The sequence below is a fragment of the Ectopseudomonas alcaliphila genome, from assembly GCF_900101755.1.
Lineage (GTDB): Bacteria > Pseudomonadota > Gammaproteobacteria > Pseudomonadales > Pseudomonadaceae > Aquipseudomonas > Aquipseudomonas alcaliphila.
In genome coordinates, this window is sequence record NZ_FNAE01000002.1 from 455,117 (window position 1) to 480,935 (window position 25,819).

Below are 25,819 nucleotides of genomic sequence, written 5' to 3' on the forward strand. Positions count from 1 at the left end.
CGTCCCAATGTCGAATGAGTCCGCAATGGACGAAAAAGGGTTTCGCCGGATTCTCAACCGTAACGTCGGGCTGCCGCTCGGCCTGGGCCTGGTCGGTGCGCTGTTCTTTGCGCTGTTGATCGGCTACCTGCTCAATGTGGTGCGCTGGGTCGAGCATACCGACCAGGTCCTCAACCGGGCCAGCGAGGTGTACAAGCTGACCCTGGATCTGGAGACCGGCATGCGCGGTTTCCTGCTCAGTGGTGACGAGGACTACCTGGCGCCTTACGAGCAGGCGCGCGGCAAGTTTCGCCCGCTGACCGAACAGCTCATCGGCATGGTCGGGGATAACCCGCCGCAGGCGCAGCGACTCGAGCGTCTGCTGGCGCTGCAGGAGCAATGGGATCTGTTCGCCCAGGAAGTCATAGACAGCCGTCGCGACGGGGGTAACTACCTGGCCGAGGTTGGACGAGGACGCGGCAAGAACCTCACCGATGGCATGCGCCGTGAGCTCGATACCTTCATCAACAGCGAGCGTGAGTTGCGCCAGCAGCGCAATTCCGAAGCCGGCACTACCGCACTCTGGGGCGCTGGAATTTACCTGGTGGTCAGCATCCTGTTCAGTGCCCTGTTGGCACTGTTCGGTCGCCGTGAGCTGATGAACCTCTCGCAGACCTATTCCCAGGCCATGGCCAGGCAGGCCGACTTCGCCGAGGAACAGCGCCGACGCGTATGGTTGGGCGACGGCCAGAGCCAGCTATCGGAGCGCTTGCTCGGTCAACCACAGGTACAGGAGCTGGCTGATCGTTCTCTGGAGTTCCTCGCCGAGTACCTCGACTGCGTGGTGGCTGCGCTGTACCTGCGCGACGGCCACAGCGGTGATCTGCGGCGCGTTTCTGGTTACGGCTTCAGCGAAGACGCCAGCTTCAAGGAGCGCTTCTACCGCGGTGAAGGCCTGGTCGGGCAAGCTGCTCGCGGCCGCCGTCTGATCTGTCTGGACGATCTTCCGGCGGATTACATCAAGGTCGTCTCGAGCCTTGGCGAAGGGCAGCCCGTGAGCGTTGCCTTGCTGCCACTGCAGACCGAAGATCGCGTCAACGGTGTGGTCGAGTTGGCCTTCATGCGCGTGCTGGAACCGCGTGAGCGCGAGTTCCTCGAGGCCATCGCCAGCAATGTCGGGATGGCGCTTGAGGCCGCGCGCTATCGCCAGCGCCTGCAGGAGGTGCTTGGCCAGACCCAGCAACTCAACGAGGAGCTGCAGACTCAACAGGAAGAACTGCGCGCGGCCAACGAGGAGCTGGAGCAGCAGGCGCGCGTGCTCAAGGAGTCCCAGGCGCACCTGGAAACCCAGCAGGCCGAGCTGGAGCAGACCAACGAGAAGCTCTCCGAGCAGGCGCAGACGTTGTCCGACCAGCGCGACGAGCTGGACCAGCGCAATACCACCCTCGGCCGCATCCAGGCACAGCTGGAGGAGCGCGCCGAAGAGCTGCAGCGCGCCAGTCGCTACAAGTCCGAATTCCTCGCCAACATGAGCCATGAGCTGCGTACGCCGCTCAATAGCTCGCTGATCCTGGCCAAGCTGCTGGCAGAAAACGGCAACGGCAACCTCAACGACGAACAGGTCAAGTTCGCCGAATCGATCTACTCGGCCGGCAACGATCTGCTCAATCTGATCAACGACATTCTCGACATCGCCAAGGTCGAGGCCGGCAAGCTCGAGATACGCCCCGAGCGCGCGCCGCTGGCGAGCGTGCTCGAAAGCTTGCGTGATGTATTCGTACCGCTGGCGGGCGAGCGCGGTCTGAGTTTCGAGATCGAACAGCAGGGCGAGCTGCCGCAGGTCCTGTTCACTGACCGCCAGCGCGCCGAGCAGATCCTGCGCAACCTGCTGTCCAATGCCTTCAAGTTCACCGACCGCGGCGGCGTGACCCTCAGCGTGTCGCGGCAGGATGAGCAGTACCTGGCCTTTGCCGTGCGCGACACCGGCATTGGCATCGCTGCGGATCAGCAGCAGGCGATCTTCGAGGCTTTCCGCCAGGCCGACGGCACCACCAACCGCCGCTATGGCGGTACTGGCCTGGGGTTGTCCATCTCGCGTGACCTGGCCGGGCTGCTCGGTGGTTCCATCACGGTCAGCAGCGTGCCGGGCGAGGGCAGCATCTTCACCCTGCTGCTGCCCGAGCGCTTGGTCGAAGGTGCTGCTCCGAGCAAGCCGGTTGCCGAGCCTCGGATGGCGGTTGAGCAACCGTTGCCGGTTGCCGCCACGGCTGCTGCCCCGGCGATGCCGCGAGCACCGGCGCCTTTCGCCGATGACCGCGAGCACCTCGACGAGCGTGGTGGACGCCGCGTGCTGGTGGTGGAAGATGAAGTGCGCTTCGCCCGCATCCTCTTCGATCTGGCGCACGAGCTGGGCTACGCCTGCCTGGTCGCTACCTGCGCCGACGAAGGCCTGGAGCTGGCGCGGCAGTACCGCCCGGACGCTATCCTGCTCGACATGCGCCTGCCCGACGGCTCCGGTCTTGGTGTGCTGCAACGTCTGAAGGACGACCCACACACCCGTCACATCCCGGTTCATGTGGTCTCGGTGGAGGACCAGAGCGAGGCAGCGCTGCACCTGGGAGCGGTTGGCTATGCGCTCAAGCCCACCAGTCGCGATCAGCTCAAGGAGGTCTTCGGCAAGCTCGAGGCCAAGCTCAATCAGCAGGTCAAGCGTGTCTTGCTGGTCGAGGACGATCCGCTACAGCGCGACAGCGTAGCGCGCCTGATCAGTGACGAAGACATCGAGATCACCGCCGTCGCCTTGGCCGGCGAAGCGCTGGAGAAGCTGCGCGACACGGTGTTCGATTGCATGATCATCGACCTCAAGCTGCCCGACATGCTCGGCAACGAGCTGCTGCGGCGCATGGCCGAGGAGGACATCTGCTCCTTCCCGCCGGTGATCGTCTACACCGGGCGCAACCTGACCCGTGACGAGGAAGCCGAGCTGCTCAAGTACTCGCGCTCGATCATCATCAAGGGCGCGCGTTCGCCGGAACGCCTGCTGGACGAGGTCACCCTGTTCCTGCACAAGGTCGAGGCCGAGCTTTCCAGCGAGCATCAGCGCATGCTCAAGACCGCGCGCAGCCGCGACAAGCTGTTCGAGGGCCGGCGCCTGCTGCTGGTGGACGATGACGTGCGCAACATCTTCGCCCTCTCCAGCGCCCTGGAGCAGAAGGGCGCCACGGTCGAAGTCGCGCGCAACGGCTTCGAAGCGCTGGACAAGCTGCGCGAGCGCGAAGACATCGACCTGGTGTTGATGGACGTGATGATGCCGGAGATGGACGGCTACGAAGCCACCCGGCAAATTCGTCTGGAGGAGCGCTGGAAGAGCCTGCCGATCATTGCGGTCACGGCCAAGGCGATGAAGGATGATCAGGAGCGCTGCCGCGAAGTCGGCGCCAACGATTACCTGGCCAAACCCATCGATCTGGATCGCCTGTTCTCCCTGATCCGCGTGTGGATGCCCAAGCTGGAGCGTCTGTGATGCCTGACGAAATCGAGCTGCGCCTGCTGATCGAGGCGATCTACCTGCGCTACAGCTACGACTTTCGCGATTATTCGAAAGCCTCGCTCAAGCGCCGTGTACGCCAGGCGCAGGCTCAGCTGGATTGCCCGACCATCTCGGCCTTGCAGGAGCGCATCCTGCACGAGCCAAAGGCGTTCATGCAGCTACTGCAGTACCTCACCATCCCGGTCAGCGAGATGTTCCGCGACCCCGAATACTTTCTCGCCCTGCGCGAGCAGGTGGTGCCGTTGCTGCACACCTACCCCTCGCTGAAGGTCTGGGTCGCTGGCTGCAGCACCGGCGAGGAGGTGTATTCCCTGGCCATCCTGCTGCACGAGGAAGGCCTGCTGGAACGCACCATGATCTACGCCACCGATATCAATCCGCACTCGCTGGAGAGGGCCGAGCAGGGCATCTTCGCCCTCGACAACCTGCGCACCTACACCCAGAACTACCAGCTGTCCGGTGGCAAGCGCGCGTTCTCCGACTACTACTCGGCGGCCTATGACCGGGTGCTGTTCGACAAGTCGTTGCGGGCCAACGTGACCTTCGCCGATCACAGCCTGGCTACCGACAGCGTGTTCGCCGAAACCCACCTGGTGTCCTGTCGCAATGTGCTGATCTACTTCAACCGCGACCTGCAGGACCGTGCGCTCGGCCTGTTCCACGAATCCCTTTGCCACCGCGGTTTTCTCGGCCTGGGCAGCAAGGAGAGCCTGGATTTCTCCGCCTATGCCCGGCAGTTCGAGGCGGTGTCGCGGCCCGAGCGGATCTTTCGCAAGCGATGAGCACTCAACGGATCATTCTGCGGGGTCAAGTGCGTGCGCCGCTGCAGGCCCTGCTGATTGGCGCCTCGGCCGGTGGGGTGGAGGCCCTGTTGAATCTGCTCGAAGACCTGCCGCCGGATTACCGTCTGCCGGTGGTGTGCCTGCTGCACCAGCCGGATCGCAGCGACAGTCTGCTGGCCGATCTGCTGCAGCGACGCCTGCAACTGCCCGCCAAGGAAGCCGAGGACAAGGAATACCTGCGTGGCGGTGTGGTCTACGTGGCACCAGGCGGTTACCACCTGTCCATCGAAACCGATCGCAGCTTTTCCCTCAGCCGTGAGGAGCCCCGGCATTTCTCGCGGCCATCGATCGATATTCTTTTCGAGTCCGCTGCCGATGCCTATGGCGAGCAGCTGGCCGCCGCGCTGCTCACCGGCGCCAACGAGGACGGCGCGACCGGTCTGCTGGCGATCAAACAGGCCGGCGGCCTGACCCTGGTGCAGGAGCCGGCCGACGCGCAGGTGCCCACCATGCCGAATGCCGCGCTGGCGCTGCTGAAACCGGATTTTCTCCTGTCTATCAATGCCATGCGCCTGCTGCTGGCCGAACTGGATGCCCTGCCATGCTGAGGAAGATTGAAGCCAAGGTATTGATCGTCGACGACCTGCCGGAAAACCTGCTGGCGTTGCGTTCGTTGATTCAGAGCGAAGACCGCACCGTGTTCCAGGCCAGCAGCGCCGACGAGGCGCTGTCGCTGCTGCTCGAGCACGAGTTCGCTCTGGCCATTCTCGACGTCAAGATGCCGGGCATGAACGGCTTCGAGCTGGCCGAGCTGATGCGCGGTACGGAGAAGACCAAGCATATCCCGATCATCTTCGTCAGCGCCGTTGGCCGCGACATGGACTACGCCTTCCGTGGTTACGAGAGTGGCGCGGTGGACTTCCTGCACAAGCCGCTGTCGCCCTTCGAGGTGCGCAGCAAGGTGGCGATGTTCGTCGAGCTGTACCGCCACCGCAAGGCGTTGAGCATGCAGCTGGAGATGGTCGAGGCCGCGCGTCGTGAGCAGGAGGCGCTGCTCGGCGAGCTGCGCGAGACTCAGGGCGAGCTGCAGAAGGCAGTGCAGATGCGCGACGTGTTCATGTCCATCGCCTCGCACGAGCTGCGCACGCCACTCAACGGTCTGATCCTCGACGTCCAGTTGCGCAGACTGCGCCTGGAACAGGGGCGCATGGATGCCTTTACCCCGGATAAGCTGCAGGAGATGGTGGCCCGCGATGAGCGGCAGATCCGCAGCCTGAGCCGGCTGATCGATGACATGCTGGATGTTTCGCGCATTCGTACCGGCAAGCTTTCCGTGCGCCCTGAGCCGGGTGACCTCGGCGTGCTGGCTGGCAGCGTGGTGGAGAGCCTGGCCGCACAGTTCACCAACGCGGGGAGCCATGTCGAGCTGTACGTCGATGGCCCGGCGCCGGTGATGATGGACGAGTTCCGCATCGAGCAGGTGTTGGCCAACCTGCTGACCAACGCCCTGCGCTACGGCGGCGGCAAGCCGGTGTCGGTGCGGGTGAGGGTGGTGGACGATATGGTCCGCGCCGAGGTACGTGATCAGGGGCTGGGCATTTCCGAGGCCGATCAGCGGCGGGTATTCGAGCAGTTCGAGCGCGTCTGTGGCACCAGTGTCGCTCAGGGGCTCGGGCTCGGCTTGTTTATCAGCGAGCAGATCGTCGAGGCCCATGACGGCCGCATCGAGCTCAGCAGTCGCCTCGGCGAAGGCTCCTGTTTCAGCATTCTGCTGCCGCTACGCAGCTGATCGTGCAAATTGCACGTGTCGTAATTCATGCACCTTGCAAAGTGCATGGGACCTGACAGTGGTTTTAATTTTAAGTTATTGATTTATAAGGATATTTAAGCGATTCGGATGTTGGCATGAGCGCTGCAGAATCAGTCATGTAAGCCCCCTGACTGACCTGCTAATGGAGAAGCGTCATGAACATCGTCCGAGTGAGCCTGTTTTGCGTCGCTGCATTGCTGGTCAACGGGGCTTACGCCAAAGATTTCAGTGGTTCGGCTGGAGCCGTTGCCAAGACGGCCGAATTCACCCTCTCCAACTCGCCAGTGTGGGAATCCCGCGTCGCCGCGCAGCAGAAAGGTTCTAGCGAACTGCGCGAGCAGCCCGCCCGCGCTGTCGGTGCCGTCGGTGACGATACGCAGTGGCTGCGTATTTCCGACGAAGGCGACACCGATACTGCCAACCATGAGCCGCGCCCTGCCAACAGCACCCCGCGCTGGGTGTTCTGACCGACAAGGAGTCCCGTCATGTCCCGAAGTGCCATCTTGTTGTTGATCGTGACCCTGTCGAGCCTCGCGGCGCTGTGGCTGAGCCCTGGCTTGGAAGAGGTGGGCGCCCTGCTGCTCAAGGTAGCCAGCATTGTTTTCGGTTTGGGCTTTCTGGTCGCGCTGATGGCCGGTCGCCGTATCAAGTTCGACCCGGTGCTGCGCTGAAGCTGAAGCAACCTGTCGAACTGGCCGCCCGACGCAATAGAAAACGCCGCGAAGACGCGGCGTTTTCTATTGCTCGGAGTGAACAGCTGTTGAGCCGCTGCCACCGGACCTCATACCGGTAGGCTGAAGTAGAAGTTGGCGCCTTCGCCGGGGCGCGAGTGAACCCTGAGCTGGCCGCCGTGCAACTGCACGATCTCCCTTGCCAGCGCCAGGCCGAGGCCGACACCGCCCTTGCGCCTGCCGACCTGAACGAAGGGTTCGAAGATCCGCGCCTGCTGTTCGAAGGGAATCCCTTCACCCTCGTCCTGCACGCTGACGATCACCTGTTCGCCATGGCGACGCACCTGTAGCCGCACCTTGTCGCCTGGATTGCTGTAGCGCAGGGCGTTGTCGGTCAGGTTATCGAGAAGGCGCTCCAGCTGGGCGGCATCGAGGTGGAGCGGCAGCAGCGGTTCATGGACTTCGCAAACCACTGTCACCTCACGCTCGGCGGCTTTCTCGGCGAAGCGATGTGGCGTCTCCTGAACAATCGCCGCCAGGTCGCAGGGGCGGCGTTGAAGGGTCTGTATGCCGTTCTGGTAGCGCGAAAAGTTGAGCAGATCGTCGATCAGCTGCACCAGGCGATGCATCTCTTCGTCGACGGTTCGCATCAGTTCCTGCTCGCGTCCACCTGACGGCAGCGACAGGCGCTCGCGCAGCAGGCTGAAAGCCATGTGCATGCCGGTGATCGGCGTACGCAGCTCGTGGGACGCGCGCAGGATGAACTCGCTGCGTACCCGGTCGAAGGCGCGTTGTTTGGTGACGTCACGCAGTACCATGACGGCTCCCACGCTACCGCCCTCGCGCACCTGAACCGGGGTCAGGGCCCAGGCCAGCAGCCTGGTCTCGCCGTCGCGTTCGATCTGCAGATCGGCCGGCGGCTCGCGCAACAGCTCGCCTGCCAGCACCTGGCGTAGCGCCTCGTCCACCGCGTGATTGGGCAGCAGCGGACCTATTGGCTGGCCCAGGATATCGGTCTGCCAGGACAGTTGGCGCAGCGCCACCGGGTTGGCGTGCTCGATGCTGCCCTGGGTGTCGAGAATGACCAGGCCATCATCGATGCTGTCGAGTACCGCCTTCAGTCGGCCCTCACTGCTGAGCAGCTGGTTGAGGTTGCTCGAATGGTATTCGCGCAGAGCCTCGGTCATCAGGCCGAAGCGGCGGCTCAGCACGGCCAGTTCGAGCACCGGCGATACCGGCAGCACCACGTCGTACTTGCCTTGGCCGATCTGGTCGGCGGCTCGCGCCAGCATGTCGATGGGGGCACCGAAGCGGCGGGCGATGCCGTGGGCAGTGAGTACGCCGATCGCCAGTACCGCCAGGCCGATCAGCACCAGCAGCCCGGCGATCAGACGGGAGCGCTCGGCGGCCTTTTGTTCGGCTGCGATGACCCAGGCGACGACCTGGTCCTGCTGGTCCAGCAAATGGGTGCGCAGGCGATGGAAGGCGTCCATGAAGGGTTTGTGATTGGCCAGGTTGTAGGGTGTCTGATTGGCCGGCACCGCGCTGTTGGCGGCCTGCTCCATCTCCTTGTAAAGCGCCTCGGCCTGCTCCAGGCCATTGAGGTAACTGTTACCGAGGTTGGCTTTGAGGCTTTCGTCGAAGGTGGCGCGGAACGACTGGCGGACAGCCTCCAGGCGCTGTGCATCGGGCTCCTGGCCGATCAGGACGGTCAGTTCGTCGCCCAGGTTCTGGCGCAGCTTCTGACCTACGCGCACGGCATCGAAGCCACGCTGGATCAGATCGCTCTGGCTGCGCGCCATCTGTGTGACGCTGAACAGGCCGAGCAGCAGGCCCAGCAGGGCAACGGTGATCAGCGCGGAGATGCTAAGGAACAGTCGCGTGCGAAGCTTCATCGACAGCTTCATGGAAATCCCGTGTTCAGAGGTTGTACTGCTTGCGTTTGCGGTAGAGGGTCGAGGTATCGATACCCAGCGTCTTGGCTGCCATGTCGAGGGTGTTGCTGCTGGCCAGCACAGCGGCAATATGCGCCTTTTCCAGCTCTTCGAGGCTCATCGCTGCGCCGACACGCACGGTGTTGTTCGGCGCTTCGCCGTTGCCGCCCAGGCCGAGGTGGGCAATCTCCACCGTCTCGCTCTGGCAGATGATGCTGGCGCGTTCGATGACGTTACGCAGTTCGCGGATATTGCCCGGCCAGTGATAGGCCTGCAGGGCGGCGGCAGCCTCGGGGCTGAAGCCGCACGCCGGGCGCCCATAGTCGCTGACGAAGCGGGCGAGGAAGCGTTCGGCCAGGCCCATCACGTCTTCGTGACGTTCGCGCAGCGGCGGCAGTTTGAGGGTGATGACGTTGAGGCGGTACAGCAGATCTTCGCGGAAGCGGCCCTCGCGCACCATTTCGTCGAGGTCCAGGTTGGTGGCGGCGACGATGCGCACATCGGCGCGCCGGGTCACCGGGTCGCCGACGCGCTCGTACTCCTTGTCCTGAATGAAGCGCAGCAGCTTGGGTTGCAGGGCCAGTGGGAAGTCGCCGATCTCGTCGAGGAACAGGGTGCCACCGTCGGCCTGGCTGACGCGGCCCTGGGTGCTTTCGCTGGCGCCGGTGAAGGAGCCGCGGGCGTGACCGAACAGCTCGCTTTCCATCAGCTCGGCCGTCAGCGATGGACAGTTGATGGTCACGCAGGTGCGCTTGGCGCGGCGGCTCCAGCCGTGGATGGCGCGGGAAAGTTCGCCCTTGCCGGTGCCGGATTCGCCCAGAATGAGGATGTTGGCGTCGGTAGCGGCGACTTGCCGTGCGGTTTCCAGAATCGCCATCATCGCCGGGCTATGCGAGTCGAGGCCGTCCTTGGCCTTGCGCACCTCACCCTCCAGAGCCTCCAGGCGTGCGGCCAGCGTGCGCACTTCCAGCTGTTTGGCAGCGGCCAGGCGCAGTTGATCGGGGGTGCAGGGTTTGACCAGATAATCGGCGGCGCCGGCCTGGATGGCATCGACCGCGGTGTCCACGGCCGAATGTGCGGTGACGATCACCACGCGCATCCAGGGTGCCTGGATGCGCATCTGCGCCAGCAGGTCCAGGCCGTTGTCCTCGCCCAGGCGCAGGTCGAGAAAGCACAGATCGAACACCTGCCGCTGCAGCAGCGCCTCGGCTTGTGTCGCGCTGCTGGCGCCGGCGACGTCGTAGCCTTCGTCTTCCAGGCAGTAGCGGAAAGTACGCAGGATTGCCGCTTCGTCGTCCACCAGCAGAATGCGCCCGCTGGTTTGCTCTGCAACTGCCATGTATGTGCTCCGTCTGACTGGTCAATGCAGCTTAGTCAGGTAAAAACCGTGCAAGTTGCACGGCCTGACTGCGCCGATACTGCACCCTGCATGCAGGCAGGGTGCCTTTATGAACAATAAGATAATGTTTTTAAAGGGAATTTGATTTTTTACTGGCTGGCACGGGGCTTGCGATATTCCTTGTATCGTCTCACGAACAGGAGGAACTCATGCCCCCGTTCAAGCCTTTGTTGCTGGCTGCCGGCACCGCGCTGATGCTCGGTCTGACCCCGCTGGCCAGCCACGCCGCCGAAGGCCAGCTGTCAGCGCAGCTGGATGCGGCACGCCAGGAAGGTTCGATCTGGACCGCCTTCGCGCTCAACCGGCACCTCAATCCGTTCAAGCTCGATATCGACGTGGAGGATGGTTCGGCCACCCTCAGTGGCAAGGTCGAGAACGACGTCCAGAAGGAGCTGGCCGAGCAGGTGGCACTAAGCACAGATGGCATCGATTCGGTGGACAATCGCATCGAGGTCAGCAGCGATGCCGTCGAGGGTGATCCACCCAGCATCGTGCAACGCCTGGAGGACGCCAGCCTGGCCGCCACGGTGAAATCCAAGTTGCTGTGGAACAGCAACACCCGCGGCCTGGACATCCAGGTCAAGAGCGAAACCGGCAACATCACCCTCAGTGGCCATGCGCAGACGCCGGCGGCCAAGGAGTTGGCAGGCCAGCTGGCAGCCAATACCGATGGCGTGCGCGAGGTGTTCAACCACCTCAGCATCAGTACCGCCGACAGCAGTAGCAGCGAAGTCCAAACGACCCTCGACGAAGCGCGCGAGGACATCAGTGACAGCTGGATCACCAGCAAGGTCAAGGCCAGCTTCCTCTACAGCCGCAATCTGGATGCGCTGAACATTTCGGTGAACACCGACGACGGCCTGGTCCATCTGCGTGGCAGCGTGCTGAGCAGCGCCGAGAAACGTCTGGCAGTCGAGATCGCCCGCAACATCCGTGGTGTGCGTGGTGTCGACGCCGACGCCCTGCGTATCAGCAGTTGAATTTCAAGCAATCCCGGCCACTGGAATGGCCATCAACCCGCAAGTCCCATCGCCAAGGAGTGAATCCATGAGCAGCAAGACCGCACAACTCAATGAACTGATCGAAATCACCCGTGACGGCAAGCGCTTCTATGAGCATGCCCACGAAGAGGTCAAGGACATCCGCCTGCAGGCGCTGTTCCGCGACATGGTGCGGGCCAAGACCGAAGTGATCGACGCCTTGAGCGTCAAGGTCGCGGCCAATCAGAGCGAGCCGGCTTCCGGCGGCACCATGCTGGGCAAGCTGCGCCAGCTCTACGCCGACACCCGCGCGACCCTGGCCAAGGATGAAGACGCCACCTACGTCGCACAGCTGGAGGAAGCGGAAGACCGCATTCTGCATGCTTTCGAAGATGCACTGGAAAGTGCGGACAACGATGTCCGTGTGCTTCTGGCCGTGGAGATGCCCAAGGTGCGTGCTTGTCACGACCGTATGCGGGCGCTGAAGCAGAATATGCAGTAACGCCGGCAGCATCGTCCGAGCCCCTGCACGCAAGGCGTGTGGGGGTTTTTTATTGGGGCTGAGCGGACCGGGCTGGCTAGTTTGTGTGTTCTTTTGCGCTATTTATATTCGGGCCAAGATCATTGGCGTGTCGATCTTTCGTCTTGGTTTCGCCCCTTACGGGCGAGTCACTTTCTCTTGCTTGCCCAAGAGAAAGTAACCAAAGAGAAGGGCACCCCACCATCCGGCCCCGGCTGCGCCGGGGTTCCCTCGCTCCATCACCACTCCAGGGGCACGCCACGAAGGGCCATCCCTGGCCCATCGTGGCTCTCGCGACATCCATGTCGCTCAACCCCTTCCGTGGCGATTCCACTCGGCCTCCTGAAGGGGATTTGGGCGTCGCCTGTAGCATCGCAGTTGAAGAGCAAATGCAAAGGCCAGACGCCGCCAATTCTAATTCCGCAAAGATTACGCAAGCTCGCGACCCGGTCCCCTCAAGAGGCCGAGTGGAGGTGTTGCGTAGGGGGGCGAGCCGCATGGATGCGGCGAGATACCGATGGCGGCCCCGCTTAATGGGTCAGGGATGGCCCATGTAAGCCGGCCCCCGGAGCAGCACCGGAGCGAGGAAACGCAGCGAAGCGGAGTAACAGCCGCAGGCTGGCCCGAAGGGTGAGCGCAGCGAATCAAGGTGTGGCGCCCGTAAGGGGCGCAACCCAAACGCTCAGCGCACGCGGTAATGAATAGTGCTAAGCCAGTAAGTGATACGTACAAAAACTTGTCAGTCCGGCATCACCCGCACTTCCCCCAAACCATGCGAAGCGCCTTTTCGCTGCTGCGACCGAAACTCGTCGACGTTCATTTAACTGTCACATTCGTTTCATACAGTGTTCACGTGGCCTGCAGATACTTGGGCCCGTTCCATCCAACACTATCCTGCTAGGAGCAAGGCATGAAACTGAAGCGTTTGATGGCGGCCCTGACTTTCGCCGCCGCTGGCGTTAGCGCCGTATCTGCTGTAGCCGCCGTCGACCCGGCTCTGCCGAACTACGAAAAGACTTCCGGTGTGTCGGGCAACCTGTCCAGCGTCGGTTCCGACTCGCTGGCCAACCTGATGACCCTGTGGGCAGAAGAGTTCAAGAAGAACTACCCCAACGTCAACATCCAGATCCAGGCTGCCGGTTCCTCCACCGCGCCGCCCGCCATGACTGAAGGCACCGCCAACATGGGCCCGATGAGCCGTCCGATGAAGGACAGCGAAATCCAGGCCTTCGAAGAGAAGTACGGCTACAAGCCGACCGCTGTACCGGTTGCCATCGACGCCCTGGCTGTGTTCGTACACAAGGACAACCCGATCAAGTCGCTGTCCATCGAGCAGGTTGATGCGATCTTCTCCAGCACCCGCCTGTGCGGTGGCGACAAGGACATCAAAACCTGGGGCGACGTTGGTCTGACTGGCGAGTGGGCCAGCAAGCCGCTGCAGCTGTTCGGCCGTAACTCGGTTTCCGGCACCTACGGTTACTTCAAGGAAGAAGCCCTGTGCAAAGGTGACTTCAAATCCAACGTCAACGAGCAGCCGGGTTCGGCTTCCGTGGTGCAGTCGATCTCCAGCACCCTGAACGCCATCGGTTACTCGGGTATCGGCTACAAGACCTCCAGCGTCCGTGCCGTACCGCTGTCGAAGAAAGGCGGCGAAGCCTTCGAAGCTTCGGAAGAGAACGCCCTGGCTGGCAAGTTCCCGCTGGCTCGCTTCTTCTACGTCTACGTCAACAAGGCGCCGAACCAGCCGCTGAGCCCGCTGGATGCCGAGTTCATCAAGCTGATGCTGTCCAAGCAGGGTCAGGAAGTGGTGATGAAAGACGGTTACATCCCGCTGCCGTCCAAGGTCGCCGAGAAGACCATGAAGGAACTGGGTCTGTAATCCTGGCGTCGCGCTAAGCGCTGCAATGTCTGTTGCCCGCCCTCTTCGGAGTGGCGGGCTTCGTCATGTCAGCTGACTGTAACTTTTCTGTCATACAACCTCGCTAGATTGGCAAGCCTGGGCAGCCGCATGCGCTGCAATCAAGCCCGCGCAGAGACTTCTCGCATGAACGACTTGGCAAACGAATCCGTGAACCGATCACAGAATCCCCTCGGGATCGACTTCAATACTCCCGCCCTGCAACGCAAGCGCCGCATGCGTGCGCTGAAGGACCGACTGGCGCGCTGGTATGTCTCCATTGGCGGCCTGGCGGTGCTCGGTGCCATTACTCTGATTTTTTTCTATCTGGCCCACGTCGTACTGCCGATGTTCCAGGGCGCCGAGATGACGGCGCGCAAGGCCCAGCAACCGGCCTGGTTGGCCGAGGCGCAGGCGCCGCTGATGCTGGCAATGGAAGAGCAGAATCAGGTGGCCATGCGCCTGGACCGGGCAGGTGGCGTACAGTTCTTCAACCTGAAGAACGGCGAAGCGATGAGCCGCGTGCAACTGCCGCTGGCCGAAGGCGTCAGCGTCGCCTCTGTCAGCCAGGATCAACCGGGCAGTCGCCGCGTCGCCCTTGGCCTGTCCAACGGCCAGGTGCTGGTGCTGCAACACAACTACAAGGTGACCTACCCGGACAACGTTCGTACCATCGCGCCGCAGATCGACTTCCCCTACGGTGAAGCGCCGATCGAGCTGGACCCACAGGGGCGTCCGCTGGAACATGTGGCGTTGAACCTCAACAGCGGCACCCTGATGCTGGCCGGCTCTACCGGCAGCGAGCTGCACCTGGTCGCGCTGAGCCGCGAAGAGAACCTGTTCACCGGCGAGGTCAGCCTCGGCGAGGATCGCATCAACCTGCCGCAGATCGCCGACCCCATCCAGGAGCTGATCCTCGATCCGCGCCAGCTGTGGTTGTACGTGATCAATGGCGAGTCGACTGCCGACGTTTTCGATCTGCGCAAGCGCAGCCTCAACGGCCGCTATGAGCTGCTCAAAGACGCCTCCAACCGCATCACCAGCGCTACCAGCCTGCTGGGCGGCATCTCCATCATGCTGGGCGACGCCAAGGGCGGCATCCAGCAGTGGTTCATGGTGCGCGATGGTGATGGCAAGTCCACTTTCCAGCCGGTACGCAGCTTCCAGCTGGGTAACAGCGCCGTCACCCAGATTATTCCCGAGGAGCGCCGCAAGGGCTTCATGGCGCTGGACGCCGATGGCCAGTTGGGCATCTTCCACAGCACCGCGCACCGTACCCTGCTCAAGCAGCCAGTAGCCGAGGGCAGCGCCATCGCCGCCCTGTCGCCACGCGCCAGTCGCGTGCTGGTGGAGTCGGACGGCAAGCTGCAACGCTTCGTGGTCGACAACCCGCACCCGGAAGTGTCCTGGAGCGCGCTGTGGGGCAAGGTCTGGTATGAAAGCTACCCGGAGCCGGACTACGTCTGGCAGTCGACTTCGGCCAACACCGATTTCGAATCCAAGCTGAGCCTCTCGCCGCTGGCCTTCGGCACCCTCAAGGCGGCCTTCTACGCCATGCTGCTGGCCGCTCCGCTGGCCGTGGCTGCGGCGATCTACACCGCCTACTTCATGGCGCCGCGCATGCGTACCAAGGTCAAGCCGGTGATCGAGCTGATGGAGGCGCTGCCGACGGTGATTCTCGGCTTCTTCGCCGGTCTGTTCCTCGCACCGTTCCTGGAGAACCACTTACCCGGCATCTTCAGCCTGTTGTTGCTGACACCCATCGGCATTCTGCTAACCGGCTTTCTGTGGACCAAGCTGCCCGAGAGCATTCGCCATCGCGTGCCGGAAGGCTGGGAGGCAGCACTGCTGATCCCGGTGGTGATCGCCGTGGGCTGGATTTCCTTCAGCATGAGCGGTCATGTCGAGAACTGGCTGTTCGACGGCAACATGCGGATGTGGCTGACCAATGACCTGGGCATTCCCTTCGACCAGCGCAACGCTCTGGTGGTAGGCCTGGCCATGGGCTTCGCGGTGATCCCGAACATCTACTCGATTGCCGAAGACGCAGTGTTCAGCGTGCCCAAGAGTCTCACCTTCGGTTCCCTGGCTCTGGGCGCCACGCCCTGGCAGACCCTGACCCGCGTGGTGATCCTCACTGCCAGCCCCGGCATCTTCTCGGCACTGATGATCGGCATGGGCCGCGCGGTGGGTGAGACCATGATCGTGCTGATGGCTACCGGCAACACGCCGATCATGGACATCAACATCTTCGAAGGCATGCGCACCCTGGCGGCCAACGTCGCTGTGGAAATGCCGGAGTCGGAGGTCGGTGGTACCCACTACCGCGTGCTGTTCCTCGCCGCGCTGGTGCTGCTGATGTTCACCTTCGTGATGAACACCCTGGCCGAGCTGATTCGTCAGCGACTGCGAGTCAAGTACTCGAGCCTGTAAAACATGCCTGCGCAGCAGGCCAACTGATGACCCTCTCCCATTCATGGGAGACGACTGCAAGGATGCAGGAGTTAGAGCGACGCAGGATGCCCAGGCCGAGGGTGCCCCGAAGGGGCGGGAGAGGGCGTTTCGGCCGCGTGCCGTAACCCTCTCCCTCAACCCCTCTCCCGCAAGCGGGAGAGGGGAGAAAAGCAGCCTCTCTCCTTTCTGGGAGGGAGGCGCAATGCAAGATTTCATTCAAGGTGTGATGCCGTGAAACAGAACAACCTGAAGTCCTGGTACAAGAGTGGCGCCCCGGGCGTGTGGATGAGCGGTGGCGCGGTGGCCATCGCCATCATCATGACCCTTGGCCTGCTGATGGTCATCGCCACCCGCGGTCTGGGCCATTTCTGGCCGGCCAATGTCATCGAGGCTGATTACAGCATCCCTGGGCAAGCGCCCAAGGTGATGGCGGGTGAGATCACCCAGACCGAGGAAGTGCCCCGTGCGCGTCTGGCCGCCAGCGGTATGCCGGTGGCCGAAGAGGGCGGCGAATTCATGACCCGTCAACTGCTCAAGGTGGGCAACCGCGAGCTGTTCGGCGCCGATTTCAGCTGGGTGATCGGTGAATGGCTGAGCAACCCGCGTACTCCTGCCGAGCTTATGGTGGTGGAGCGCCGCGAGTGGGGCAACATGTATGGCTACCTGGTCAACGTCAAAGAGAACGGCCAGATAGTCGCCGAAGGCGAAGCGGCCTGGGCCGAACTGCAGAAGCGCATCGAGCGGGTCGATCAATTGCATGCCCAGCTCTCGCGCCTGGAGAAAAAGGACATTGGCCGGATCAACCACAGCATGGAGCGCATCCGTCTGGAGGGGCGCAAGCTGGAGTTGCAGGGCAAGCTGGATGCCGCTGCCCAGGCCGGCCTGGATCAGCGCCGTGCCGTACTGGATGCCGACTACAAAGTGCTGGAAGCGCAGATTGTCGAGCTCTATCAGCAGTTCAACCGCGACAGCATGACCGTGCGTGTCAGTGACGGCCGCGAGAGCGACATCGTTCTTGGCAAGGTGGTGCGGGCCTTCCGTCCCAATGCCATGGGCCCGCTGGACAAGGTCGGCTTCTATGGCCTCAAGCTGTGGGAGTTCGTCAGCGACGAACCGCGTGAAGCCAACACCGAAGGTGGCATTTTCCCGGCGATCTTCGGCACGGTGCTGATGGTCATGCTGATGGCGGTGATCGTCACCCCGTTCGGCGTGATCGCTGCGGTTTACCTGCGTGAATATGCCCACCAGGGCCCGTTGACCCGAATCATCCGCATCGCGGTGAACAACCTGGCCGGCGTACCCTCGATCGTATACGGCGTGTTCGGCCTGGGCTTCTTCGTCTACGTGCTGGGCGGCTCGATCGACAGCCTGTTCTTCCCCGAGTCCGCACCGGCGCCGACCTTCGGCACCCCGGGCCTGATGTGGGCTTCGCTGACCCTGGCGATCCTGACCCTGCCGGTGGTGATCGTCGCCACCGAGGAAGGCCTGGCGCGAATTCCGCGTGCAGTACGCGAAGGTTCGCTGGCGCTCGGCGCCACCAAAGCGGAGACGCTGTGGAAGGTGGTGATCCCGATGGCCAGTCCGGCGATGATGACCGGCCTGATTCTCGCCGTGGCGCGTGCCGCTGGTGAGGTAGCGCCGCTGATGCTGGTGGGTGTGGTCAAGCTGGCACCGAGTCTGCCGCTCAATGGCAACTACCCTTACCTGCACCTGGATCAGAAGATCATGCACCTGGGCTTCCACATCTACGACGTCGGCTTCCAGAGCCCCAACGTCGAAGCCGCGCGCCCGCTGGTATACGCCACTGCGCTGCTGCTGGTGATCGTTATCGCCCTGCTCAACCTGACCGCGGTCTATATCCGTAACCACCTGCGCGAGAAGTACAAGGCGCTGGATCACTAACGCAGCTACGAGTCGCGCACCGCTGGTGCGCAGCTTGCAGCTTGTAGCTACGAACGGAGTGAGTTTATGCAACACGAAATCCATACCCACGGTATCGATATGGCCGCCCTCGGCCGCGACAAGCAGAGCCTCAACCTGGCCAACGAGACCACGGCCATCGAAGTGCCGGGTCTGAACCTGTACTACGGCCAGAAACAGGCGCTGTTCGACGTCAAGATGGAAATCCCCAAGCAGCGCGTGACCGCCTTCATTGGTCCGTCCGGCTGCGGCAAGTCGACCCTGCTGCGTACCTTCAACCGCATGAACGATCTGGTCGACGGTTGCCGCGTGGAAGGTGAGATCAACATCGACGGTCGCGACATCTACCGCAAGGGCGAGGACGTCGCCGAGCTGCGTCGCCGCGTCGGCATGGTGTTCCAGAAGCCCAACCCCTTCCCCAAGAGCATCTACGAGAACGTGGTGTATGGCCTGCGTATCCAGGGCATCAACAGCAAGCGCGTGCTCGACGAGGCGGTGGAGTGGGCACTCAAGAGCGCGGCGCTGTGGGATGAGGTCAAGGACCGTCTGCACGACTCGGCGCTCGGTCTGTCCGGTGGTCAGCAGCAGCGTCTGGTGATCGCCCGTACCGTGGCGGTGCAGCCGGAAGTGCTGCTGCTCGACGAACCCTGCTCGGCGCTAGATCCGATCTCCACGCTGAAGGTCGAGGAGCTGATCTACGAGCTCAAGAGCAAGTACACCATCGTCATCGTCACCCACAACATGCAGCAGGCGGCGCGCGTCTCCGACTACACCGCGTTCATGTACATGGGCAAGCTGATCGAGTTCGGTGACACCGATACCCTGTTCACCAACCCGGCCAAGAAGCAGACCGAGGATTACATCACCGGTCGTTACGGCTAAGCGCAGCGGCAAGCAAGAGCAAACCTGACGACGATTAACTTGCAGCTTGAAGCTTGGAGCTTGAAGCTCGCGGAGCGACAAAGATGATCAACAAAGACAACCTTACCCAGCACATCTCCCAGCAGTTCAATGCCGAACTGGAAGAAGTGCGCAGCCACCTGCTGGCCATGGGCGGCCTGGTGGAAAAGCAGGTCAACGACGCTGTCACCGCGCTGATCGAGGCCGACTCCGGTCTGGCTCAGCAGGTGCGCGAGATCGACGACCAGATCAACCAGATGGAGCGCAACATCGACGAGGAATGCGTGCGCATCCTCGCCCGTCGCCAGCCGGCGGCCTCCGACCTGCGTCTGATCATCAGCATCTCCAAGTCGGTGATCGACCTCGAGCGCATCGGCGACGAGTCGACCAAGATTGCCAAGCGCGCCATCCAGCTGTGTGAAGAGGGTGAGTCGCCGCGTGGTTATGTCGAGGTTCGTCATATCGGCGATCAGGTGCGCAAGATGGTGCAGGAGGCGCTGGACGCCTTCGCCCGTTTCGATGCTGACCTGGCCCTGTCGGTGGCGCAGTACGACAAGACCGTCGACCGCGAATACAAGACCGCACTGCGCGAACTGGTCACCTACATGATGGAAGATCCGCGTTCGATCTCCCGCGTGCTCAACGTGATCTGGGCGCTGCGCTCGCTGGAACGCATCGGCGATCATGCGCGCAACATCGCCGAACTGGTGATCTACCTGGTGCGTGGCACCGATGTGCGTCACATCGGTCTGACCCGCATGCGTGAAGAGGTCGAGGGCAAGACCAACGACTGAATGCCTGCTTCGTGCTGACGGCCCGGGACTTCCCGGGCCGTTTCGTTTGCGCGATTTGTTGCGCGTCCGGCGTTTTCCGTTGGCCTTAGGCCACTGGCCATGACTATGCTTACTGCCATTCGTACAGGAGTGGCCGATGAGCAAAGTCAGTGTGCTGGTGGTGGATGACGCGACCTTTATCCGTGATCTGGTCAAGAAAGGGCTGCGCGATAATTTCCCCGGCGTACAGATCGAGGAAGCGATCAATGGCCGCAAGGCCCAGCAGATGTTGAGCCGTCAGGTGGTCGACCTGATCCTCTGCGACTGGGAAATGCCGGAGATGTCCGGCCTCGAACTGCTGGCCTGGTGCCGCGAGCAGGACAACCTGAAAACCACGCCCTTCATCATGGTGACCAGCCGTGGCGACAAGGAGAACGTGGTGCAGGCGATCCAGGCCGGTGTTTCCGACTTCATCGGCAAGCCATTCTCCAACGAGCAGTTGGTGACCAAGGTCAAAAAGGCCCTGCAACGCGCCGGCAAGCTGCAGGCGTTGATGTCCGGTGCGCCGCCGAAGATGCTCAGCACGGGTGGCTTCGCCAACGACTCATTGGCCGCACTCACCGGCGGCAAGGCCGAGGTCGTGAAGCCGAGTGCGCCAACGTCGGCGCCTGCTGCACCTGCCGCGCCGAGTGCCGCACCTGCCCCGGCCGCCGCAAGCAAGTCACCTGCTGGTCGGGGCCAGGGTCAGCTGCGTTTGCCAGCGGGTAGCATGGCCTGTGTGATCAAGGCACTGAGCCTCAAGGAGGCACTGCTGGTGGTCAAGCGTACCGAGCAGCTGCCGCAGGTGCTGGAGAGCGCGGTGCTCGATCTGGAACAGGGCGAAGCAGCGGAAACCGCGCGGCTCAACGGCTACCTGCATGCCGTGGTGGCATTCGAACCCAAACCCGACAGCGAATGGCTGCAACTGACCTTTCGCTTCGTCGACCGCGACCCGCAGAAGCTCGACTACCTGTCGCGGCTGATCGCCCGCGGCACCGCGCAGAAGCACTTCAGCCCCGGTGCGTAGTGTGACGAGGCGGATCAAATGTCGGCATGTGATTGGGCTCAGGGGTAGTGGGTGCGGTGCGCGCCTGAACGATCTACGCCGCTGGCGCTGATGCGCACAGCCTGGCCGCCCCGGTCACGCCCTGCGCCAAGGCGTCGTTAGCCTCTTGGGGGGCAGGACACCAGGTTCGCCAGCCCGTAGCCCGGATGGAGTGCGCGGCAGCGGCGCCGACCGGCGGTGGTGAGCCGGTTCACAGCCTGACGGTCGGTGTCTCGCGCGCCCCGTGCTGCGCTGCTAGTCTTGCTAACCCGGATGTCAAAAAGCCATAAGATCCGAGTCGTTATGCTAGGGCGTTTAATTATTCTCTGCAGTCTGCTGGCCTTCTGCGGCCAGGCCGCTGCGCTGACCATCTACAAGTACGTCGACAAGAACGGCGTAGTGACCTATAGCGACCAGGCTGCGCCTGGCGCGCAGGTGTTCGTGTTCAACGACCGCATGGTCGAGCGCCTGGACAACCAGGTGAAACTGGAAACCAAGAAGCACGAAGCCGGTGAAACCCTGCTGATTCGCAATGACCTGTACGCCCCGGTGGAAATCGAACTGAGGCTGGAGCAGGTACAGAACGCCGTCGGTGCGCCGGACAAGCCGATTCGCTGGGTGCTGCCACCGCGCAGTAATATCCGCCTGGCCACTCTCGCCCCGCAGGACGCCTCCAAACCGTTGCGCTACAAACCCCGGTTGCGCTACGCCCTCGGTGATCCGCGTCTGCAGCCGAGCATCCATCGTTATCCTCTGCCCTGGCGCGGCGGTCCGTTCCGCCAGACCCAGGGCGCCAATGGCACCTACAGCCATTTCACGCCCAAGGGCCGCTATGCGGTGGACATCGCCATGCCCGAGGGCACGCCCATCGTCGCCGCGCGCGGTGGTGTGGTGGTGAAGACCGAGAACCAGCAGAGCGGCCGCGGCAACAATCCGGCCGGCAACTTCGTGCGCATCCTGCATGACGACGGCACCATGGGCGTCTACCTGCACCTGATGAAGGGCTCGGTCAGCGTGCGTGAAGGCCAGCGGGTGGAAACCGGCAGCCTGTTGGCGCGCTCCGGCAACACCGGCAACAGCACCGGCCCGCACCTGCATTTCGTGGTGCAGCGCAACGTCGGTCTGGCCGTCGAATCCATTCCCTTCAACTTCCGTCAGCCGGTCAACAGCCTGCCGAACTTCGCCGTCGGCGGCGAATAGCTCGGCAAGGCCTCCCGTCCCAACACTGTCGCGCGCCCGCGCACTCCCGGTGTTTTCCTTGTTGCAGCAGTGCTGCCGGTGCGCATGGCGCACCCTACGGGGCATGCGCGCACCGCGACGGGGGCTGAACACCGCGGTCACCGCGTCACTGCTGATGCTGTGGTTTGCCAGCTCCACGCGGCGTTTTCCTTAAGTCATCCCCCTGTGCTGTCGCCTTTGTAATCGGTACGTCCGCCGTCTGCGCGACGCAGGCGGAAGCTGGCCTTCCGCACGTCGTTCAGCCGTGTGCAAGCGGAAAGGATCTTTCACCTGGCGGAACGCCTAAAGCCCTCTAGATCAAGGGTTTCAGCTGTTGGCACCGCTATTGCTATCTCACAGGAAAACGGGTGTCCGACTATGGCTATCGATTCAGATTACGTTCAAAGCATGGCGACCCAGCTGGCCCAATATGAAGTTCAGGGCCAGTTGGCCAAGGCCAACCGCAACCAGGCTGCATACAAGGCGCAGCTCAATGCCCTGACCAGCCTGGATACTGCGCTGAAGACCTTCAAGACGGCTGCCAGCGGCCTCAAGCTGGCCGGCAGCAGCATGCTGGTCAACAGTGCGAGCTTCAGTCAGGAGGGCTATGCCAGCGCCACGGTGGGCACCAAGGCCGTGGCCGGCAGTTATGACTTTTTCGTCCAGCAATTGGCCAGCAAGAGCCAGGTTGCTCTGCAAGGGCTGCAGGACGGCAACCTCGGTAGCGGCAGCCTGACCATCGGCCAGGGCGGTGACGCGTTCAATGTCGACCTCGGCTCCGTCGCCACGCTCGACGAACTGGCCGCAGCCATCAACGGCGCGAGCGACAACAATGGCGTCAAGGCGACGCTGGTGCGCAGCAATGGCCAGGTCAACCTAGTGCTGACCAGCGAGAAGACGGGGGCCGACCAGGCCATCAGTCTGAACGCCACTGGCAACGCCGCATTCGAGGGGGCGGTGGCGGGTCGTCAGGAGCTGTCGGTCGCCAAGGATGCCATCGTGCGCCTGGGCGGCGAGAGCGGTATCGAACTGACCAGCACCAGTAACACCTTCGACAACGTCATCGATGGCGTCAGCCTGACCTTCACCAAGGCGCACAAGAGCGGTGACGCGCCGCTGACCATGGAGGTCGGCCAGGACCAGAAAGCCACCAAGGAGAAGGCACAGGCCTTCGTCAGCGCCTTCAACGCCCTGATGACCAGCTTCGACTCACTCACCGCCAGCGGTGGCGAGAGTGGCGGTCGTGGCGCTCTGGCCGGTGATGCCAGCGTGCGCGCCATCGAGGGCATGCTCAACCAGTTGGTGCGCACCTCGTTCGGCGGCGTGAGCCTTACCGAGTTCGGTATCGCCGCCGACCGCAACGGCAAGCTGAGCATCGACAACGCCCGCTTCGAGAAGGCCATCGCGGCCAACCCGGAAGGCTTCGAGAAGCTGTTCACCGACAAGGGCAACCTGCTCGATACCCTGGACAAGAACCTGGCGGTCTACACCAGCAGCGCCGGCGGCCTGCTGACCAACCGCAAGGACACACTCAATACCCAGCTGCGCCGTGTCGATCAGCAGTTCGACACCATCCAGAAGCAGTACGACTCCTACTACGCCCGCTATCTCCGTCAGTACACCGGTCTCATGCAGACCATGGCGGCGATGGAACAGACCTACGGAATGTTCTGATGAGTGCCTACAACCTCAACGAAAGTTACGACAGCTATCGCACCGTGGATCTCGAGGCGCGCGCCGCTGCGGCCTCTCCCTACGAACTGGTGCTGGTGCTGTTCGACGGTCTGCTCGATGAGCTGGCGCGTGCCCGTGGCCATATCGAAGGCAAGCGTTACCAGCAGAAGGGCCAGTCCCTGGAAAAATGCCTGAACATCCTTGGCGGCCTCAACGGTGCCCTCGATTACGAGAACGGCGGCGAGCTGGTGCAGGGCCTGGCGCGGCTCTACGACTACTGCATCTATCGCCTCTCCGATGTCAGCGTCAGCCTGTCGCTGGAAGGCTTGGACGAAGTGGTCGGCCTGCTCGGTGTGCTGCGCGACGGCTGGGAAGGCGTGAATGCAACACGCAAGTGAACTGCGCGCGCTGCAGCAACTGCACGCGCAGTTGGCGCAGGCGTTGGAGCAGGCTGACTGGACGCGGATCGGCGAGATCGATGCGGTGATCCGTTCCTGCCTGCAGCTGCTGGCCGGGATGCCCAGCTTGAGCGACGAGGTGCGTGAGGCCAAAGGGCAATTGCAGCAGTTGCACGGACAGGCGCGTATCGCCTGCGCCGAGGAGTGCGAACGGGTGCGTCGGCTACTGCTGACGCACCTGGAATACGCCGAAGGGCGCAGCGCTTACATGCGCGTCGATCTGTATCAAGGTGGGAGATAAAAGGTGCTGCAACTGATCAATGCCAATGCTCAGGTCAACCTGAGTGACTCAGCCGGGCAAAACCTGCCGGCCGGGTTTGCCCAGGCTCGGAGCGCTGGCGGTGAGACTCCGCCGTTCGATCTGCAGATGGCCGTGCAGGCGTTCACCGCCGCCGAGCGACAGACGCCACTGGATGAAGACGCCACTGCGGTGAAGTTCACCCTCAGTGAAGCGGATGCCGAGCAGTGGCTGGCCAGCGTACTGGACCAGCAGACGGTGCGTATCGAGGCGCGTGAAGCACCTGAGCAGTTGCCGCACCCGGACGGCCCGGAGCCGCTCGAGCAGCCCGTGGCGTTGCCGGCCGAGTTCCTCAGCCAGGCGCAGCTGCAACCGCGTGAGCAGTTGCCAGCCCAGCCGTCGCACAGCGCCAGCGCTGCCGCGCTCAGCCAGCAAGCGTTGTCGTCCCGGGTAGCTGCGCCCATGCCGCAGATGGCAGCCGAGATCGCGATACAGACGGCAGCGCCGGCGATGGCGAGTGAAGTAATCGAGACGAACGATCTCGAACGCCTGGCCAGTGTCAGCACGGACGCAGATAAAGCGATTCCCGGCACCGCCACTTCCTCCGCCGCGACTGCTACGCCACTGACTGCCGAGCGGCCGCTCAAGCTGCATGCGCCGCAGACGCAGTGGGGCGAACAGATGTTGGCCAGCCTGCGCGAGCATGTGGAGCTGCAGATCAACCAGCGCATACAGAACGCCACCATCCGCCTCGACCCGCCGGAGCTGGGCAGCCTGGAAATTTTCCTCAGCCATGAATCGGGCCGCCTCAGTGTGCAGCTCTCGGCTGCCAACGCCGATGTCGCCCGCCTGTTGCAGCAGACCAGCGAGCGTCTGCGCCAGGAGCTGGTCGGGCAGAGCTTCGTGCAGGTCAACGTGCAGGTCTCCGCCGATGCTCAGGGCGGTCGTCAGCAAGGCCAGCCCCGCCAGGTCTGGCAGGGCGAAGAGCCGGTGCAGGCCGCCAGCCTCACCACGCCGACCCGCGAACGCGGCAACCCGGATTCCACCAGCGACGTGCTGGTCACCGTTTAACCCTTTGCAAGTGGATCGAGAACCAACCATGACCATGCCGCGCATCATCCTGCTGCTGCTTATCTTCAACACCCTGGTGGTGATCGGCGGCACCGTCTTCAACTACGCCACGCTGCGCTCGATGCAATCGGGCCAGCCAGTACTCGGCCTGTCTGCCGGTGGCGCTGCGGCGGAAGAGGCGACCAGCGAGTACCGTTTCTTTCCCATCGAGAAGGTCATCGTCAGCCTGAAGGGGGAGAACCGCGAGCATTACTTCGTGCTCGACCTGGTGCTGCAGGCCGACCTCGAAACCGATCCGAAGAAGCTCGAGCAGATCGACCCGATGGTGCGCAATTCGGTGGTCGCCCACCTCTCTGCCATGACCTTCGAGAAGCTGCGCGGCATGCCCATTCCAGAGTTGCAGAGCACGCTGGAAAGCGCGCTGTTCGATGACTTCGCCAGCAAGAAGCTGGCGATGCCGTTCGCCAACGTGCTGGTCAGCAAACTGATCGTCCAGTAGGTACCGTC

22 protein-coding genes are annotated in these 25,819 nt (G+C 62.9%); 20 read left to right on the plus strand and 2 right to left on the minus strand.

Annotated elements, in window-relative coordinates; all coding sequences use genetic code 11:
- Window positions 1–7: 7 nt before the first annotated feature.
- The 6 genes from BLR77_RS10845 to BLR77_RS10870 all read left to right on the plus strand — a co-directional run bounded on the left by BLR77_RS10845 (window position 8) and on the right by BLR77_RS10870 (window position 6,792).
- Window positions 8–3,502 (plus strand): response regulator, encoded by a 3,495-nt coding sequence (locus BLR77_RS10845; protein ID WP_074677616.1) that lies wholly within the window; start codon window positions 8–10, stop codon window positions 3,500–3,502.
- Entirely contained in the window at window positions 3,502–4,311 is an 810-nt protein-coding gene (locus tag BLR77_RS10850; protein WP_074677618.1) for a CheR family methyltransferase, read from the plus strand. Before BLR77_RS10845 ends, BLR77_RS10850 begins: the two co-directional genes overlap by 1 nt.
- Window positions 4,308–4,919 (plus strand): chemotaxis protein CheB, encoded by a 612-nt coding sequence (locus BLR77_RS10855; RefSeq protein WP_074677620.1) that lies wholly within the window; start codon window positions 4,308–4,310, stop codon window positions 4,917–4,919. Before BLR77_RS10850 ends, BLR77_RS10855 begins: the two co-directional genes overlap by 4 nt.
- Window positions 4,913–6,100, plus strand: coding sequence for a hybrid sensor histidine kinase/response regulator (locus BLR77_RS10860; protein WP_074677622.1), 1,188 nt, complete (start codon window positions 4,913–4,915; stop codon window positions 6,098–6,100). The genes BLR77_RS10855 and BLR77_RS10860 overlap by 7 nt, the downstream gene beginning before the upstream one ends.
- A gap of 176 nt (window positions 6,101–6,276) precedes the next feature.
- Window positions 6,277–6,588: a hypothetical protein gene (locus BLR77_RS10865; RefSeq protein ID WP_074677623.1), complete on the plus strand. Its 312-nt coding sequence runs from the start codon at window positions 6,277–6,279 to the stop codon at window positions 6,586–6,588.
- An 18-nt stretch (window positions 6,589–6,606) separates the two neighbouring features.
- On the plus strand, window positions 6,607–6,792 hold the full coding sequence (locus BLR77_RS10870) for a PA3371 family protein (protein WP_074677625.1): 186 nt from the start codon (window positions 6,607–6,609) through the stop codon (window positions 6,790–6,792).
- Window positions 6,793–6,902: 110 nt separating this feature from the next.
- Here BLR77_RS10870 and BLR77_RS10875 read toward each other — a convergent pair whose 3' ends face one another.
- A complete protein-coding gene (locus BLR77_RS10875; protein WP_074677627.1) occupies window positions 6,903–8,699 on the minus strand; it encodes an ATP-binding protein in 1,797 nt (598 codons plus the stop codon).
- A 13-nt stretch (window positions 8,700–8,712) separates the two neighbouring features.
- Window positions 8,713–10,065: a sigma-54-dependent response regulator transcription factor AlgB gene (algB, locus tag BLR77_RS10880; RefSeq protein WP_074677629.1), complete on the minus strand. Its 1,353-nt coding sequence runs from the start codon at window positions 10,063–10,065 to the stop codon at window positions 8,713–8,715.
- Window positions 10,066–10,274: 209 nt separating this feature from the next.
- Here algB and BLR77_RS10885 point away from each other — a divergent pair, with 209 nt between their 5' ends.
- From BLR77_RS10885 to BLR77_RS10950, 14 genes are all read left to right on the plus strand, one after another.
- The gene (locus BLR77_RS10885) at window positions 10,275–11,105 is read left to right on the plus strand and encodes a BON domain-containing protein (protein ID WP_074677631.1); all 831 of its coding nucleotides are present in this window, start codon (window positions 10,275–10,277) and stop codon (window positions 11,103–11,105) included.
- A gap of 67 nt (window positions 11,106–11,172) precedes the next feature.
- The gene (locus BLR77_RS10890) at window positions 11,173–11,607 is read left to right on the plus strand and encodes a ferritin-like domain-containing protein (RefSeq protein WP_074677633.1); all 435 of its coding nucleotides are present in this window, start codon (window positions 11,173–11,175) and stop codon (window positions 11,605–11,607) included.
- 928 nt (window positions 11,608–12,535) lie between these two features.
- On the plus strand, window positions 12,536–13,504 hold the full coding sequence (locus tag BLR77_RS10895) for a PstS family phosphate ABC transporter substrate-binding protein (protein WP_074677635.1): 969 nt from the start codon (window positions 12,536–12,538) through the stop codon (window positions 13,502–13,504).
- 165 nt (window positions 13,505–13,669) lie between these two features.
- Window positions 13,670–15,955, plus strand: a complete 2,286-nt coding sequence (locus tag BLR77_RS10900; RefSeq protein WP_074677637.1) for an ABC transporter permease subunit — start codon at window positions 13,670–13,672, stop codon at window positions 15,953–15,955.
- Window positions 15,956–16,207: 252 nt separating this feature from the next.
- Complete coding sequence (gene pstA, locus BLR77_RS10905) at window positions 16,208–17,878, plus strand: phosphate ABC transporter permease PstA (protein WP_074677639.1); 1,671 nt, start codon at window positions 16,208–16,210, stop codon at window positions 17,876–17,878.
- Window positions 17,879–17,944: 66 nt separating this feature from the next.
- Window positions 17,945–18,778 (plus strand): phosphate ABC transporter ATP-binding protein PstB, encoded by an 834-nt coding sequence (pstB, locus tag BLR77_RS10910; protein ID WP_074677640.1) that lies wholly within the window; start codon window positions 17,945–17,947, stop codon window positions 18,776–18,778.
- An 83-nt stretch (window positions 18,779–18,861) separates the two neighbouring features.
- Window positions 18,862–19,590, plus strand: coding sequence for a phosphate signaling complex protein PhoU (gene phoU, locus BLR77_RS10915; RefSeq protein ID WP_074677642.1), 729 nt, complete (start codon window positions 18,862–18,864; stop codon window positions 19,588–19,590).
- A 136-nt stretch (window positions 19,591–19,726) separates the two neighbouring features.
- On the plus strand, window positions 19,727–20,635 hold the full coding sequence (locus BLR77_RS10920) for a response regulator (RefSeq protein WP_074677644.1): 909 nt from the start codon (window positions 19,727–19,729) through the stop codon (window positions 20,633–20,635).
- A gap of 321 nt (window positions 20,636–20,956) precedes the next feature.
- Window positions 20,957–21,853 carry a peptidoglycan DD-metalloendopeptidase family protein gene (locus BLR77_RS10925; protein WP_074677646.1) on the plus strand — a complete coding sequence of 299 codons (897 nt, stop codon included), beginning with the start codon at window positions 20,957–20,959 and terminating at the stop codon, window positions 21,851–21,853.
- A gap of 396 nt (window positions 21,854–22,249) precedes the next feature.
- Window positions 22,250–23,545 carry a flagellar filament capping protein FliD gene (gene fliD, locus BLR77_RS10930; protein WP_074677648.1) on the plus strand — a complete coding sequence of 432 codons (1,296 nt, stop codon included), beginning with the start codon at window positions 22,250–22,252 and terminating at the stop codon, window positions 23,543–23,545.
- A complete protein-coding gene (fliS, locus tag BLR77_RS10935) occupies window positions 23,545–23,943 on the plus strand; it encodes a flagellar export chaperone FliS (RefSeq protein WP_074677650.1) in 399 nt (132 codons plus the stop codon). Before fliD ends, fliS begins: the two co-directional genes overlap by 1 nt.
- On the plus strand, window positions 23,927–24,244 hold the full coding sequence (locus BLR77_RS10940) for a hypothetical protein (protein ID WP_074677652.1): 318 nt from the start codon (window positions 23,927–23,929) through the stop codon (window positions 24,242–24,244). The genes fliS and BLR77_RS10940 overlap by 17 nt, the downstream gene beginning before the upstream one ends.
- A gap of 3 nt (window positions 24,245–24,247) precedes the next feature.
- Window positions 24,248–25,312, plus strand: a complete 1,065-nt coding sequence (locus BLR77_RS10945) for a flagellar hook-length control protein FliK (RefSeq protein ID WP_074677654.1) — start codon at window positions 24,248–24,250, stop codon at window positions 25,310–25,312.
- Between the two features lie 28 nt (window positions 25,313–25,340).
- A complete protein-coding gene (locus BLR77_RS10950) occupies window positions 25,341–25,811 on the plus strand; it encodes a flagellar basal body-associated FliL family protein (protein ID WP_074677656.1) in 471 nt (156 codons plus the stop codon).
- The last annotated feature ends 8 nt before the right edge of the window (window positions 25,812–25,819 follow it).

Excerpts from the sequence above, each read along its gene's own strand:
- BLR77_RS10845 (WP_074677616.1), top strand. The coding sequence starts at position 8 with ATGTCGAATGAGTCCGCAATGGACGAAAAAGGGTTTCGCCGGATTCTC.
- BLR77_RS10850 (WP_074677618.1), top strand. The coding sequence starts at position 3,502 with ATGCCTGACGAAATCGAGCTGCGCCTGCTGATCGAGGCGATCTACCTG.
- BLR77_RS10855 (WP_074677620.1), top strand. The coding sequence starts at position 4,308 with ATGAGCACTCAACGGATCATTCTGCGGGGTCAAGTGCGTGCGCCGCTG.
- BLR77_RS10860 (WP_074677622.1), top strand. The coding sequence starts at position 4,913 with ATGCTGAGGAAGATTGAAGCCAAGGTATTGATCGTCGACGACCTGCCG.
- BLR77_RS10865 (WP_074677623.1), top strand. The coding sequence starts at position 6,277 with ATGAACATCGTCCGAGTGAGCCTGTTTTGCGTCGCTGCATTGCTGGTC.
- BLR77_RS10870 (WP_074677625.1), top strand. The coding sequence starts at position 6,607 with ATGTCCCGAAGTGCCATCTTGTTGTTGATCGTGACCCTGTCGAGCCTC.
- BLR77_RS10875 (WP_074677627.1), bottom strand. The coding sequence starts at position 8,699 with ATGAAGCTGTCGATGAAGCTTCGCACGCGACTGTTCCTTAGCATCTCC.
- algB (WP_074677629.1), bottom strand. The coding sequence starts at position 10,065 with ATGGCAGTTGCAGAGCAAACCAGCGGGCGCATTCTGCTGGTGGACGAC.
- BLR77_RS10885 (WP_074677631.1), top strand. The coding sequence starts at position 10,275 with ATGCCCCCGTTCAAGCCTTTGTTGCTGGCTGCCGGCACCGCGCTGATG.
- BLR77_RS10890 (WP_074677633.1), top strand. The coding sequence starts at position 11,173 with ATGAGCAGCAAGACCGCACAACTCAATGAACTGATCGAAATCACCCGT.
- BLR77_RS10895 (WP_074677635.1), top strand. The coding sequence starts at position 12,536 with ATGAAACTGAAGCGTTTGATGGCGGCCCTGACTTTCGCCGCCGCTGGC.
- BLR77_RS10900 (WP_074677637.1), top strand. The coding sequence starts at position 13,670 with ATGAACGACTTGGCAAACGAATCCGTGAACCGATCACAGAATCCCCTC.
- pstB (WP_074677640.1), top strand. The coding sequence starts at position 17,945 with ATGCAACACGAAATCCATACCCACGGTATCGATATGGCCGCCCTCGGC.
- phoU (WP_074677642.1), top strand. The coding sequence starts at position 18,862 with ATGATCAACAAAGACAACCTTACCCAGCACATCTCCCAGCAGTTCAAT.
- BLR77_RS10920 (WP_074677644.1), top strand. The coding sequence starts at position 19,727 with ATGAGCAAAGTCAGTGTGCTGGTGGTGGATGACGCGACCTTTATCCGT.
- BLR77_RS10925 (WP_074677646.1), top strand. The coding sequence starts at position 20,957 with ATGCTAGGGCGTTTAATTATTCTCTGCAGTCTGCTGGCCTTCTGCGGC.
- fliD (WP_074677648.1), top strand. The coding sequence starts at position 22,250 with ATGGCTATCGATTCAGATTACGTTCAAAGCATGGCGACCCAGCTGGCC.
- fliS (WP_074677650.1), top strand. The coding sequence starts at position 23,545 with ATGAGTGCCTACAACCTCAACGAAAGTTACGACAGCTATCGCACCGTG.
- BLR77_RS10940 (WP_074677652.1), top strand. The coding sequence starts at position 23,927 with ATGCAACACGCAAGTGAACTGCGCGCGCTGCAGCAACTGCACGCGCAG.
- BLR77_RS10950 (WP_074677656.1), top strand. The coding sequence starts at position 25,341 with ATGACCATGCCGCGCATCATCCTGCTGCTGCTTATCTTCAACACCCTG.